This window comes from Pseudobutyrivibrio ruminis AD2017 (assembly GCF_000424305.1).
GTDB lineage: Bacteria > Bacillota > Clostridia > Lachnospirales > Lachnospiraceae > Pseudobutyrivibrio > Pseudobutyrivibrio ruminis_B.
Genome location: NZ_KE384162.1, coordinates 507,274 through 520,664, shown reverse-complemented (window position 1 = coordinate 520,664; position 13,391 = coordinate 507,274). Strand labels below are relative to the sequence as shown.

The window sequence follows — 13,391 nt, the reverse complement described above, 5'->3', positions numbered from 1 at the left end:
AAAATCAGTCCAATCCCAGCGAAAAATTACGGTAAGAAGTAACTATTCATAGCATATTGCCGTAACATCACAAATCCCAAAGCCACAAAGCCCATTCGGGAGAAGAGAAATGAGCAGTGCTAGAAAGAAAAATGAGGTTAGCACTATTGAATTATTAGTCAAAAGATGTTTAAATTAAGTTGCCAGAGGAAGTAATTCCTTTCCCATATGGGGTATCTGTATCAATGAGCGGTACAGCGGTGTACTGGCACCGAAATCAACTGCCACAAACGGAAGCACCCGAAGGTCGCATGATCTGTATGCCACGTAGGTGAGATGCCTACAACGTTGGGGCAGCAGCATTACCAACCAGCATTTTTGATTTCTAAGCCGTGATTTTGATGCTATAGATGGTGATGGTGTAGAATTTGATGTAGAGGTTCAGCGTAATACTAAAGGCTCACATATCAGACGACCAAGATTTCATCAGAGTATGATGGATTCAAGGCTTTTAAAGAAGAATCAAGACTTTAAAGATCTGAAAGACACTTATGTTATTTTCATTTGTCAACACGACAAATTTAAGGAAAACAAGCTGATATATCATGTAGATAAGATTATCAGAGAAACTGGTAAGGAGTTTGATGATGGCGCTCATATTATTTACGTTAATGGTAAGTATAGGGGTGAAGATGATTTCGGTAAGTTGGCCCATGATTTTAATTGCAAGAAGGCAGACAATATTTATTTTAAGCCACTTGCTGATGGGGTCAGACATTTCAGAGAAACAGAGGAAGGACGTGATGCTATGTGTGAATCATTTACAAAGTTAGCTGATAAGGTTGCTGATGAAAGAGCTGAACAGACAACAATAAATAATATCAAACTAATGATGAAGAACATGAAGTGTTCTTTAGAGGATGCACTAAATGCTCTAGAAATTAAAGGTAAAGAACGTGCAATCATAGCAAAACAGCTCCAGAAGTAAAACTTAATTATAGCTACAAAGCACATTAAAGCAGTGGACATATGTCTGCTGCTTTTTCATGTTATTTATTGGTTATGAAATGGTGTTTTGATCATAATCAATGGCTCCATCTGCTTCTAAATGGCGCACAATGGAGCGCGATATTATGAGTAGCATCTCCAAACCCGCTGTTGGCAATGGCTGAGAAAAATTCAATGCATCTGTTATTACGTATATCAGAACACCCCTTATGAGTGGAATAAGATATCAGAGAAATAAAGATTGAATTGTGCCGGCACTGACGGCACAATTTAGTTATGGAGACTTCTGTTGAGAAATTTCGACAGAAGTTTTTTGTTTGGAATTTTAACACGCAAATAATGCGTTTTGATGGATTTTATCAAAAAGAAATATGATTTAAATTATAACAGAAACTTTGTTCTGTTTTTATCTGATTATGTTTGCTATAATTATTTCAGAATTATAGTATTTTGGAGGTAGTTCTTTTGGGAGAATTAAAAGAAAAAGAGTATTTAAGATTCGAATCTATTAAACATATTAGAGAAGATGGAAGCGAATTTTGGAGTGCAAGGGAATTGGCTAAATCTTTGGAATATACTGAGTGGAGAAATTTTTCAAAGGTTATTAATAGAGCTATGATAGCTTGTGAGAATAGTGGACATGATATATTTAGCGATTTTGTTGAGGTCAACAAAATCGTAGAAGCAGGCGCAACTTCAAAATCAATAAAAGATTATGAACTAACTCGATATGCCTGTTATCTAATTGTTCAGAATGGTGATCCTAGAAAGGAAGTAATCGCTTTAGGACAGACATATTTTGCAATACAGACTTATCGACAGGAGGTTGCAGACCATTTTAACGAGCTAGATGAAGATAGAAGAAGGCTAGTTGTTCGTGGTGATATTAAGCAGTGGAATCAACTATTAGCTGAAACTGCTCATGATGCTGGCGTAATAACAAATGAAGAATTTGCTATTTTTCAGAATGCTGGTTATATGGGCCTTTATGGAGGAATGGATGTCGATGATATTCACACTAAGAAAAATCTAGAAGTTGGACAGAAAATATTGGATTATATGGGAAGTACCGAACTTATAGCTAATTTGTTCCGAATATCTCAAACAGAAGAAAAGCTAAGAAAGGATAATATTAAGGACGCTGATAATGCAACAGCGACACATTATGCCGTTGGAAAAGAGGTTCGTACAGCCATCGAAAAGATTGGAGGAACCATGCCGGAAGATCTTCCAACTCCTGATAAGAGTATTCAACAGATAGAAAAAGAACAAATTGCAAGATTGAAGAAAAAGGCCAAAGAAGGACGTCTTATGCTGGATGAATAAGAATGAATCATAATCTAGTCGTATGGTTTTTAAATGGAGCACGATGGAGCGCGGGTTTTAGACTAATACCTCTGAGAATGCGGTGGTTAAGGGGTGCGAAAAATCTTGCGCTAGACAAAGAACATGCTATAATCATGAGAAAGAGTGTTAATGTACTCTTTTCACATATAAACATTATCTAAAATCTGCTCTATGCTAATTGTTTTGGTTGTGCTAAGATGCTATTGTTAGCGTGAGGAGATGTGATGAAAAAAGAAAAGGAAATAGATAATATTCAGCCAATCAAGGACGTGAGATTATGTGTGAATCAGTAGAAAAATATGCAGATAAGAAGTCTGAGACAAAAAGAATAAATGCTCTTGCTGAAGCTGTAAAGATGCTGATGAAGACAACATCTGTTTCAGTAGAGCAGGCATTTAGCAATCTTGGTATTGCTGATAGCGATAGAAAGCTTATTTCTAAGCAACTCTCAAGATAGTTTTTTTCAATTTATTATGCACACTAAGGCAGTTGATCAAATTCTGGTCAGCTGCTTTTTTTGTGCCAAGGATATCAATGAAGGAGACTGGGTATTCTTTAATAATGATAATGAAATATTTTAGGAACAGTAATGGCTGAAAACTGCATAAAACTGCATAAACTCAACACTTGTGAGGTGTACTTTATAAAGTACATCTCATTTTTTATTATAGAATCAGAAAAAGACTAATACCTGGTAGTAAGGAGGAGTGATATATGTACGGAGCAATTTTAGGTGATATGATTGGTGCACCATATGAGTTTGATAGGGGAGATAAGACTAAGGATTTCATTTTGTTCAATCCCCGAAAATGGATTAGATACACTGATGACAGCGTAATGACGCTTGCTATTGCGAAGGCCATTATGTTAGTAGGAACAGATGCAGATGAACGGACAATGAAAGCGGCATTTGTAGATTGCATGCAGGACTTTGGCGGAAGATATGCTCAAGGAGAATATGGAGGCAGCTTCGCGGGCTGGTTGAAATCTAGCAATCCTCAGCCATACGGAAGCTATGGTAATGGTTCTGCCATGAGGGTTTCTGCAGTAGGTTGGATGTTTGATACGTTGGAGCGCACCAGAGAGGTGGCGCGCTGGTCTGCTGAGGTGACTCATAATCATCCTGAGGGAATCAAGGGCGCAGAGTCAGTTGCTAGTGCAATCTTTATGGCTAGAAATAGATGCACGAAGGACAAAATTAAGGAATATATCATTTCAGAGTTTGGCTATGATCTTAGCAGAAGTTGTGATGAGATTCGACCAACTTATCATCATGTGGAGAGTTGTCAAGAGACTGTTCCTGAGGCAATTACAGCTTTCCTCGAAGGTGAAGACTTTGAAGATGTTATCAGGACTGCAGTTTCATTAGGTGGAGATTGTGACACACTTACCTGTATCGCCGGCAGCATCGCCGAGGCTTTTTATGGAGTGCCTGATTCCATGAAGGCGGAAGCGGTGAAGAGACTAGATAAGGAGTTCCTAGATATTTTGGAAAGGTTTGACAGGGATTTTAGATTAATACCATTAATATATGTTGAGCCTATAGAATATTTTCCAAAAGAGATAAGAGATGCTTATTTTAATGAGGAGGAACAGTAATGAACTACAAGGATTTAGGCTTTAGGCCATTTTATAAGAACTTTAGCATAATGCTTAACAATGACAACATAATGGATATTGTAGCTGATTTAGATGTGGACGAAGTGTTTGATGGTGTTCTCGTCTATGGTTATGTAGACCACGAGGCAGGCTTCACATTTGAGATTCTCTCGTTAGCTTTGCAAGGAGATGAAGGGGGTTTTAAATTTTATGATTTACCAAATGATATCACCTATAAGCTTCGAGCTGATGCAGTAGAAGAGTGTGAGTGCTTGTTTAGTGAAGATGTTTTCGATGAATATATGGAGCTATTCAAGGATAAGATTTCTAGCCTGGAAATCTATGAAGAAAATGAGAATGTTGACAAGAGTCGTAGATTTAATTTTCTTGATCCGTTTAGACATGAAGAATGCATAGATGATGTACAGGTTGTGCTCTTGAAAGACGGTTTGCAGCCAGAACAAGTTTGGGTACGCATTGAAGACCTTGGAGATAAAGTCATTATCGGCAAACTTTTAAACGAGCCTGATCAGGATTTTGGATATCATCTGCATGAGAAGGTCGCATTCTTCGTATATACGGATGAGGATGGTAATCAGCATCTACTATGTGATATGAATCCTAGCGTAAAGCTGAGGGCTGAGGATTTGGCAGATGGTAGGATGTTGTGCAATGCCATTGATGTATTCGCGAGAGAAACTACGCAGGAACATTTTATAGACATTCTTGAGCTGGTAAGAGACAGCTATATATGGATTCCTTGTAATACAATACTGGGGCAGTTGGACGAGGAAGCTCTGTTAAAAATGGCAGATGAAGCAGATAATCTTGATGATTTGGTTGGTACTACATTTACAAGTCAGCAGGATATAAGGCTGGTGCCTGATTTGATGAAAATGGACGACAAAATCTATTTTCCTGTATTTACTTCTGTTGAAGAAATGGGAGATGCTGCTAAGAATCATTCACAGTTACAGAAGCATTTCTTAGAGGCTATTAAGATGGCTTGCGCTTGTGAGGAAGATGTGGCAGGTATTCTGATTAATCCATTTTCAAGTGGAATGGTTATTGAGAAGAAGGTTTGGAATATAGTTGAAAATATGAAATCGAGGATTGTGGAAGATGATGAATAAAAGAGAAGTACTTGAATCGATGAATAAAGAAGATTTAATCGATCTGATAATACAATATGGCGATAATGGATTATTTCCGCTGGAACTTCATGATAGTAATGCAGCTAATGTTTTGGCAATTGGTGCAGAGCTTTTATTTGAGCAAATCAGGAGGATTGATTCAGAAGAATTGAATCCGCTTTTGGAGACTATGATTGGGGATTTGGAGAGAGCTGCTGAGGAAGATGGTATTGGAATGTATGAAGATTCCGAGTGGCTGTATCTTGAGGTTAAGGATGATATAGAGGAGTATCTTGAAGGGTAGACTGCAAAATATTTAAACAATAAAAGTCGGCGTGGCTAGTATAATTAGTGGATTGACAATTTTTATAAGCTTAAATGTTATTTTTTTAATCTCGACCAATAAATATCCCTCCTGTGGTATACTCAAATTAGTGTAAGTATTATCAGGAGGGTGTTTTTATGTCTAAGGGGTCTAATCAAAAATTAAAGCTTAGCATTCTATGCAAAATCATGCAGGAGAAGACAGATGATGAACATAGTCTTACACTTGCCCAGATTATAAAAGAACTAGAAAAATATGATATCACTGCAGAAAGAAAGAGCCTTTATGATGATTTTAAATGTATGGAAGAAAATCTTGGCATAGAGGTTATCAAAGAGCAGGAAGGCAGGGAGACTTATTATCATGTAGGCAGCCGTACATTTGAACTGGCAGAGGTGAAGCTGCTGATTGATGCGATCCAATCATCTAAGTTCATTTCTAAGAGCAAGTCTGATGTGCTGATAAAAAAGATGAATGCATTTGTCAGCGAGCATCAGGCAAAGCAGCTGAAAAGGCAGGTATATATTAATGATAGAATCAAGACTATGAATGAGAGTATTTATTACTCGGTGGATTCTATTCATAATGCTATTTCAAGTAATAAGCAGATAGAGTTTTTGTATTGTTCTTGGACACTTGATAAAACCCTGGAGCCTAGGAAGAATGGAGAAAAGTATAAGGTTAGTCCATGGGCTTTGACTTGGGCGGATGAGAACTATTATCTGGTAGCATATGATTCAGCAGCTGGTAAGGTAAAGCATTATCGTGTGGATAAAATGATGAAATTATCCATTTCGGAAGATAAGCGTGAGGGCGAGGAGCATTTCAAAAACTTTGATATGACCAGCTATGCGCTGGAGAACTTTTCTATGTTTGGTGGTGAAATCAGACGTGTACATATTGAATTCCCTAATGAAAAGGTGGGGATATTCATTGATAGATTTGGTAAGGACATCACAATCAGAAAGGCGGGACAGGACAGGAGCATGATAGCCGTGGATGTTGCAGTGAGTCTGCAATTCTTTGGATGGATTTTTAGCCTTGGAAGTGATGTGAAGATAACGGGACCAAGTGATGTGGTTGATAAAGCCAAGGAGAGTGCGAAGGGATTTTTGGAGAATTATTGAAAGGAATGATACATGTACAAAATATCAGTTAATATACCAGATGAAGTTTTATATGATATAAAAATGTCAAAAAAAGAAGCTGATGAGTTTGTTAAAAAAGCAGTAGCATTAATGCTTTATAAGAATAAGGTTTCTATGGGCTATTGTGCTAGTATAGCTGAAATGTGCAAGGAAGATTTTATTAATTTTCTTAGCGAAAATGGTGTTAGTATCTTTACATTTGAATCTGAAGAATAGAATGCATCTAATCATTTCGATTAGGTGCATTTTTTATTATAAACAAAAATGCAGTAAAATAGCGGCTTTGAGCTGTCCGATAAACCGCGGATAGATTTGGTAATCTTATAATCAGTAAAAGACGTGTCTCCACTAAAATGGGCAAGGAGGTAAATAATGTTTATGAAAAGACTGATATTTTGGATACAGAAAAAGAAGCGTATTGAAAAGAGAAGTTGCAGTAGGTGTTGCCTAGGCTGCCCTTATTTCAGTGAATGTGTGAAAGATGGAGAGTTTTAGAATAAGGAGGTTTCTATGAAGGATTTGAAGGTTGATAATAATATCGTAATTACGGATATTGAATATGTTTTACAGGGAATAGCTGATATTAGTGGCAAGCCAGTTCCGGCGGCGGATACAATCCTAAAGTTTATTACCAAAGAGAAGAATACCCGGTTCTATATAGATAAAAAGGGCAACAGCAAAATGCAGCCAGATGGGGATGTAGTTTATCTGTGGCTGGATAGCGGGTATGTGGATTATAAAGGAAACCCGATATTCATATCACTTTTGAACAGCATGGGAACATACACCGGCTACTATTTTGGTGTTGCGAATGACCTTATGAAGAGTATTAAGGCCTTTTTTCCTAAGAATGCCAAGGTAATAAATAACAACCTGGGTGCATTCAAGGCTAAGTACGAGAAAAAGATTTCAGAGCGGACCCATCTGCATATCTATGATGAACATCAATATCTGCTGGATATCTGTAATGAAGAATCAGAGGTAAATGCATGGGGCGGATTGTTTGATGATATAGAAGTTGCTTATGATGAGGAGCCTATTATAGAGGCCATAGAGGAGGCAGAGGAACTTCCTGCCATGACAATACAAGAGGAAGAAATAACCGTAGGCCTTTTACTGGAAACTATCGATAGTATGCAGGATTACATAGATGAACTGTTGGCAGAAATAGAAAAGTGCTATACAGAAGATAAAGCTCGTATACAGGAGCTGGAAGATAAAAATGCAGAATATAAACGTGCATTGATGCAGATGCGAAATTTTGTTGATAATGAACAGTCCGATGAAAAAGAAAATGATTCCTGGGGTGGACATGAGCTGCTTGAAAGAAAAGGAAGAATACTTGTGCTTGGAGCAACATCACTTGATATTAGCACAATGTCAGGCATTGCCAAGCTTTACGGCTTTGAAAAGAAGGATTTCTGCTTTGAGACAGATTATTCAAAGGTGGTAAATTTTGCTGGAAGAATTAATAACTCTGAAAAATATGCTGCTATTATTCTTGGCGCATGTCCTCATAAGGTAGCAGGACTTGGAGATTGGTCGAGCCTGATAGAAAAATGCAAGCAGGACCCAACAATGCCGATGGCTTTTGATGCCAGAAGTATTTCAGGTGAACTTAAGGTAACAAAGGAGTCTTTCAAGACAGTTCTGTCACAAATATGTAGTATGCTAATGGAAGCAAGAAAAGTAGCGTAAGGAGGTCAGGCATCCTATGCAGATATTTATAAAGAATATGAGAAGATTACAAAGACTCCATTAACTTATGGAAAGAAAGCCGGTATTAGGAGAATATAGAAGAACATTCTTCGGATTCTAAAAATTATAAAGGAAAAGCAGACTTGTTCTATTCGGTTCATGGAAAAGGTGAAGGCGTCTTGGACTTGAGAAATAAACTCAATTGAGGAAAGAATTGAGGCTATATGTATTTTAAAGAATAAATGTTTTGCAAAGAAAAAAATTGTCTGTTAGTAATGGAATGTTGGAGATGTCAAATAAGAAGGATAATCAAAGTTCTTGAGGAACTTTGATTACTCAAAAAGAACTGGTATATTATCTTACCAGCTCTTTTTATCCCTTTTTTGCATCTTACTTATTATTATCTAATCAAAAATCATACGATTAAGTGTACTTAGTTCAACTATATCATGAAAGTGATGTTTATTAGGTGTTTGGAAAAAATTGCTATAATCATCATTATATTGAGATAATGCTTCTTCTTTAGTGAATAACTCCTGTGGAAGTATTGCAATTTTGGCATCAGCATCGTAAAAATAGTATTCTATATAAGAATGGTTTATCTCTGAAAAAGCAAGTAAAAAGGTAACTGTAATAGTCATTCCATCTGTATTTTGGGTTTTTGCAGAAACACCCTTTATAAGTTCTGGTTTAGAATTCCAAAAATATAAATAAGCCTCATCCCCCTCAAGATGCTCAGATGAATAATTAAGGTTCTTACTACATACAGAAAAATATGTATTAATAACATCCTGTGTGGATATATCTCTTTTGTAAACTCCAGCCATAAATATTGTGTTATTAGGCAACCCGGATAAAGGAACTTCTATCACTGTATGAGTATCTATATCTAAAAAGTAGTTGGAATTACTCAATGACTTTAGCCATGCAAGGTAAAGGGGATTCCTATACGTTTTATCTATGCTAATTATCACTCCATCGTAAGATAATTTTTTTATAATCGAGTCTGTAAATGGGTTTAATCTTTCAGAGACATTATCCATTATTAAAAATGGATTTTCATTAAAATTAAACTTAGCATTATATTCGGCCACCTCATGAACAACTCTAGAAATAAATATAGTATCAAAAGTTGATGATATGGTATTAACATCGCCTACAATAAAACTAACATTTTGACAACCCAGTCTTTCTGCATTTTCCTTTGCAACTTTAATACATGATTTATCAATATCTATAGATGTGATTTGTTTATCAGGAAACAACTGCGACAAAAAACATGTTAAAAATCCAAATCCACAACCAACTTCCAATATATTATCCCCAAATTGATCTTTATTTGAATAAATATAATTGCAAGCAGCTCTTACAAAATTTGCATCTACAGATCCTTGCCATGTATTAGCAAAATTCTCTTGAGAAGCGAGAATTCTATTGTATTCCATATAGTCAATTGATTTATTTTTAATCTCGTGCAAACTATTAATCAATTGCTGGCCTTTATCTTTACCATATTTATTACGCGTTTTTTCTTCTATAGCCTTAATAGTTCTTTCATAATTTATGCCCAATTTATTTATATATTCTAATCCAATATCTTTTTTCTTTTTCACTGTCATCCTCCTACAATATGCTGAAACATAGAATATAAACCTAAAATACAACTGACTTAACAAAGTAAGGGTTCTATACTATATACTAATTCAAATATTATATCATAGCATATAAATAAAAGCGTTAGAGAATTCATATTACAGCAGCTAGATAGAATAACTGATTAAGTGATAAAATAATAGTCATTAGAGCTAGAATTGGAGTATAATCTTTGTATAAAAATTTCCATATAAGAAAGGATCAAAAATGATAATCAAAGGACATGATATAAAAATAAAAGTAGAGTTTAGAGAAAAAAAGAATCACGATTTTTTAATTGCGAATGATGATATTTTTCAGAGCGCATATTTTGAGAATCTTCCAGCGGCATATTTTTTTATTCATGAAAATTACAAAGAATGGGATTGTGAGGAAGTTGTGGCATTACTTTCTGTTGCTGTTGATTGTGAGGATGATTTGAGTTCCTATGTAGATTTGTATGAAGAGGAAGTACCATATTATTTAAATACCTTTGGAGTATATACTATTATTTCTAACGTATTAGGTATTGGATATGCGTATGACACTGAATTACAAATCACATTAGATAATGGGGGAAAAACAACTACTAAAAATATTTCTATCGATATTTCTGAATGGGAGATAGCCGAAGTCTTGGACCAAATTAATGATTGCATTGCAAGTTTTAAGCTTGACGTTAAAGAAAACTCAAAAATTCTCTTATCGTATGGTCCATGCACAGAAAATGGTGAAATTGATGATGAATTTGTTGACGGAAGCAAACGAGTTTTATCTATTAGATACGCAAAAGCTTTTGATATTTATGATATGGCATGGTTATTTGAAACAAATCTGAAGATTTCAGCAAAATTATCTGATTGATATTAATAAAAGAGATATTTGCTTTTTGGATTTGCTTAACATTTGTGAGGTGTGCTTTTTAAAGTACACCTATTTTTTTATTATAGAATAAAGATGATATGCTTGTATCTATAGAAGATATGAGCTTATAACTTGTATTTTTATAAAAAAATGGAGGAAAAGTAATGGATGGTTTATTTGGTATTGATTGGGATTCAAATGGTGAAGTAGATATGATGGATGATATAATTACTTTGAATTTGCTGGAAGATGATGACAATGAAGAAAAGAAAAAAGGTAACAAGGAGAGATTTATTTAATGAGCTGTGAGGTAAAGGTTAAAATTAATGATTTTACATTAAATTTAGATGAAGGATTAGCTGAGACAATTGTTATTCTTAATGAAAAAGGTTACATTACAACATGTTGTTGTGAAGGACATAAGCAATTTTGCGAGGGCTATGCACAGCCTAAGAGGAGACAAGAATATGGTCAATATTGGCCAATATGGATTGAATTTCAAGATGGTTATTTACCACCATATTCACCCAATATATATCCGCATACAGATGATTATGAGGGATGGAAAAATGGTCACGCTAGAGAATTTATGGGATTACGTAAAGTTTTTAAAAATTCAGATGCTGTGCCTACATTATTAGTTAGTTTTGAGGCACCTAAAAGAGAAAGAAAGAAATTTAGTGACGGAGATGTGGATAAAGAACATAAGAGAGCTCTAGAGCTAGTTCTAGCCTGGGCTAAAGGGCTCCCACGATTAGAAGAATATGATGCTAGTTTTCCAGTTGAAGATGAAATGAAAGAAATAGTGGAAACTCTTAACGCAAAAGGATATACCGTTCGAAGGAGTACAGCGAGACCTATTGAAATATATTTTAAAGAGGGGTGCGCACCATTTGAAGAACCAAAGGTTAATGGATTAAGAAATTATTCACATGGAACTGAAGGAGTAGTATTTGGATATGATAAGTTGTGGGTTAATGCAGAGGTGCACGATGAAATTCTTATGTGGGCACGAAATCTTCCAGAAATATATTTTACAATGAAAGGCGTCGAGGAGATTCTTCGTAAGAAAAAATATTCTGTATTCATAGAATATGATTGTAAATATATTGTATTTTTAGATGGATATCATTCTGAAAAAGGTCTTGAAAAGATACGTCATAAATGGGAGACAGATGACGATAAGAGTTATATTTTATATTTTTCTGAAGAAGATGATGTAAAAATGATTATTAAATGGGCTGAGGGACTACCTGAGTTCTGCCAAAAGGAGTAAATATGGAATTAAGAGAAGAAATGGAAAAATTAGTACCTCTGGTAATTGAATTTGAAAAAGAAGAAACAAGCACTGAGGAAATAAATCGAAAAAAGAATGCTTGGTTTAAACCTTTAGTAAAATTAGCTGCACAATATGGATATGGACCAGCGGGGCTAATTGAGTGTTCACCAGATTATAGACGCATAACAGCACTTAAGGTGTGGGATGTTAGAGTAGAAATACCTTAGAATGTTACAAAATAAGTTTTTAGTGATGTTAGCTGAATAAGAAAAGAAATTAAGCCAAGTTGGGAATATAAATTCTAGATTAATTTCATGAAACATCGTCCAATAAATAACCCTCTGTGTTATACTAGCATTGAGTATACATAGGGGGTATCTTTATGTCTAAAGGGTCTAATCAAAAATTAAAATTAAGTTATCTATGTAAAATAATGCAGGAAAAAACCGATGATGAGCATAGTCTTACACTGGCACAGATTATAAAGGAACTGCAGAAGTATGATATTACTGCAGAGCGGAAGAGCCTTTATGATGATTTCAAATGCATGGAAGAAAATCTTGGCATAGAGGTCATCAAGGAGCAGGAAGGCAGGGAGACTTATTATCATGTAGGCAGCCGTATATTTGAACTGGCAGAGGTGAAGCTACTGATTGATGCAATCCAATCATCTAAGTTCATTTCTAAGAGCAAGTCTGATGTGCTGATAAAAAAGATGAATGCATTTGTCAGCGAGCATCAAGCCAAGCAGCTGAAAAGGCAGGTATATGTTAATGATAGAATCAAGACTATGAATGAGAGTATCTATTACTCGGTGGATTCTATTCATAATGCTATTTCAAGTAATAAGCAGATAGAGTTTTTGTATTGTTCTTGGACACTTGATAAAACCCTGGAGCCTAGGAAGAATGGAGAAAAGTATAAGGTTAGTCCTTGGGCTTTGACTTGGGCGGATGAGAATTATTATCTTGTCGCATATGATTCCAAGGCGTGCAAGGTAAAGCATTATCGTGTGGATAAGATGATGAAATTATCCATTTCAGAGGATAAGCGTGAGGGCGAAGAACATTTCAAAAACTTTGATATGACCAGTTATGCGCTGGAGAACTTTTCCATGTTTGGTGGTGAAATCAGACGTGTACATATTGAGTTTCCTAATGAGAAGGTAGGAATTTTTATAGATAGATTCGGAAAAGATATAAGTTTTCGTCCAGTAGAGGACGGAAGAAGCAAGATAGCTGTTGATGTTGCCATTAGTTTACAATTCTTTGGATGGATATTCAGCCTTGGAAAAGATGTTGCGATTACGGGACCAGAGGCTGTAGTAGAGATGTATAAGAAAGAACTTCAGAATAGGTTGACGGTTTAGACATAGAAAT

The 13,391-nt window shown here is 35.5% G+C and carries 15 protein-coding genes; 14 read left to right on the top strand and 1 reads right to left on the bottom strand.

The genetic code is table 11. The features are described from left to right. The first annotated feature begins 385 nt into the window (after nt 1-385). From G611_RS14905 to G611_RS0112600, 9 genes are all read left to right on the top strand, one after another. A complete protein-coding gene (locus G611_RS14905) occupies nt 386-967 on the top strand; it encodes a PD-(D/E)XK nuclease family transposase (RefSeq protein WP_081657048.1) in 582 nt (193 codons plus the stop codon). Between the two features lie 485 nt (nt 968-1,452). Beyond that, nucleotides 1,453-2,313, top strand: a complete 861-nt coding sequence (gene dinD, locus G611_RS0112650) for a DNA damage-inducible protein D (RefSeq protein ID WP_028243942.1) — start codon at nt 1,453-1,455, stop codon at nt 2,311-2,313. Between the two features lie 298 nt (nt 2,314-2,611). Beyond that, entirely contained in the window at nt 2,612-2,791 is a 180-nt protein-coding gene (locus G611_RS0112640) for a hypothetical protein (protein WP_028243940.1), read from the top strand. A 257-nt stretch (nt 2,792-3,048) separates the two neighbouring features. Next, on the top strand, nt 3,049-3,933 hold the full coding sequence (locus tag G611_RS14900; protein WP_081657047.1) for an ADP-ribosylglycohydrolase family protein: 885 nt from the start codon (nt 3,049-3,051) through the stop codon (nt 3,931-3,933). Next, nucleotides 3,933-5,066: an SseB family protein gene (locus G611_RS0112630; RefSeq protein WP_028243939.1), complete on the top strand. Its 1,134-nt coding sequence runs from the start codon at nt 3,933-3,935 to the stop codon at nt 5,064-5,066. Before G611_RS14900 ends, G611_RS0112630 begins: the two co-directional genes overlap by 1 nt. Further along, nucleotides 5,056-5,370 (top strand): hypothetical protein, encoded by a 315-nt coding sequence (locus G611_RS0112625; RefSeq protein WP_028243938.1) that lies wholly within the window; start codon nt 5,056-5,058, stop codon nt 5,368-5,370. The genes G611_RS0112630 and G611_RS0112625 overlap by 11 nt, the downstream gene beginning before the upstream one ends. Nucleotides 5,371-5,528: 158 nt before the next feature. Next, nucleotides 5,529-6,518 (top strand): helix-turn-helix transcriptional regulator, encoded by a 990-nt coding sequence (locus tag G611_RS0112615; protein WP_028243937.1) that lies wholly within the window; start codon nt 5,529-5,531, stop codon nt 6,516-6,518. A 12-nt stretch (nt 6,519-6,530) separates the two neighbouring features. Beyond that, the gene (locus G611_RS0112610) at nt 6,531-6,755 is read left to right on the top strand and encodes a UPF0175 family protein (protein ID WP_028243936.1); all 225 of its coding nucleotides are present in this window, start codon (nt 6,531-6,533) and stop codon (nt 6,753-6,755) included. A gap of 294 nt (nt 6,756-7,049) precedes the next feature. Continuing rightward, nucleotides 7,050-8,237 (top strand): hypothetical protein, encoded by a 1,188-nt coding sequence (locus tag G611_RS0112600; RefSeq protein ID WP_028243935.1) that lies wholly within the window; start codon nt 7,050-7,052, stop codon nt 8,235-8,237. 404 nt (nt 8,238-8,641) lie between these two features. On the opposite strand, the gene G611_RS0112595 is transcribed toward G611_RS0112600, so the two are convergent. After that, a complete protein-coding gene (locus G611_RS0112595) occupies nt 8,642-9,850 on the bottom strand; it encodes a class I SAM-dependent methyltransferase (protein ID WP_028243934.1) in 1,209 nt (402 codons plus the stop codon). A gap of 247 nt (nt 9,851-10,097) precedes the next feature. On the opposite strand from G611_RS0112595, the gene G611_RS0112590 reads away from it, so the two are divergent. The 5 genes from G611_RS0112590 to G611_RS0112570 all read left to right on the top strand — a co-directional run bounded on the left by G611_RS0112590 (nt 10,098) and on the right by G611_RS0112570 (nt 13,381). Next, the gene (locus tag G611_RS0112590; protein ID WP_028243933.1) at nt 10,098-10,733 is read left to right on the top strand and encodes a hypothetical protein; all 636 of its coding nucleotides are present in this window, start codon (nt 10,098-10,100) and stop codon (nt 10,731-10,733) included. Nucleotides 10,734-10,897: 164 nt separating this feature from the next. Then, the gene (locus G611_RS16020) at nt 10,898-11,032 is read left to right on the top strand and encodes a hypothetical protein (protein ID WP_278244524.1); all 135 of its coding nucleotides are present in this window, start codon (nt 10,898-10,900) and stop codon (nt 11,030-11,032) included. Continuing rightward, nucleotides 11,032-12,009, top strand: a complete 978-nt coding sequence (locus G611_RS0112580; RefSeq protein WP_028243932.1) for a hypothetical protein — start codon at nt 11,032-11,034, stop codon at nt 12,007-12,009. Before G611_RS16020 ends, G611_RS0112580 begins: the two co-directional genes overlap by 1 nt. A gap of 2 nt (nt 12,010-12,011) precedes the next feature. Beyond that, nucleotides 12,012-12,239 (top strand): hypothetical protein, encoded by a 228-nt coding sequence (locus G611_RS0112575; RefSeq protein WP_028243931.1) that lies wholly within the window; start codon nt 12,012-12,014, stop codon nt 12,237-12,239. A 155-nt stretch (nt 12,240-12,394) separates the two neighbouring features. Next, the gene (locus G611_RS0112570) at nt 12,395-13,381 is read left to right on the top strand and encodes a helix-turn-helix transcriptional regulator (RefSeq protein ID WP_028243930.1); all 987 of its coding nucleotides are present in this window, start codon (nt 12,395-12,397) and stop codon (nt 13,379-13,381) included. Nucleotides 13,382-13,391: the final 10 nt, after the last annotated feature.

Coding starts and splice junctions, on each gene's coding strand:
- G611_RS0112640 (WP_028243940.1), top strand. CDS start 2,612: ATGTGTGAATCAGTAGAAAAATATGCAGATAAGAAGTCTGAGACAAAA.
- G611_RS14900 (WP_081657047.1), top strand. CDS start 3,049: ATGTACGGAGCAATTTTAGGTGATATGATTGGTGCACCATATGAGTTT.
- G611_RS0112630 (WP_028243939.1), top strand. CDS start 3,933: ATGAACTACAAGGATTTAGGCTTTAGGCCATTTTATAAGAACTTTAGC.
- G611_RS0112625 (WP_028243938.1), top strand. CDS start 5,056: ATGATGAATAAAAGAGAAGTACTTGAATCGATGAATAAAGAAGATTTA.
- G611_RS0112615 (WP_028243937.1), top strand. CDS start 5,529: ATGTCTAAGGGGTCTAATCAAAAATTAAAGCTTAGCATTCTATGCAAA.
- G611_RS0112610 (WP_028243936.1), top strand. CDS start 6,531: ATGTACAAAATATCAGTTAATATACCAGATGAAGTTTTATATGATATA.
- G611_RS0112600 (WP_028243935.1), top strand. CDS start 7,050: ATGAAGGATTTGAAGGTTGATAATAATATCGTAATTACGGATATTGAA.
- G611_RS0112590 (WP_028243933.1), top strand. CDS start 10,098: ATGATAATCAAAGGACATGATATAAAAATAAAAGTAGAGTTTAGAGAA.
- G611_RS16020 (WP_278244524.1), top strand. CDS start 10,898: ATGGATGGTTTATTTGGTATTGATTGGGATTCAAATGGTGAAGTAGAT.
- G611_RS0112580 (WP_028243932.1), top strand. CDS start 11,032: ATGAGCTGTGAGGTAAAGGTTAAAATTAATGATTTTACATTAAATTTA.
- G611_RS0112575 (WP_028243931.1), top strand. CDS start 12,012: ATGGAATTAAGAGAAGAAATGGAAAAATTAGTACCTCTGGTAATTGAA.
- G611_RS0112570 (WP_028243930.1), top strand. CDS start 12,395: ATGTCTAAAGGGTCTAATCAAAAATTAAAATTAAGTTATCTATGTAAA.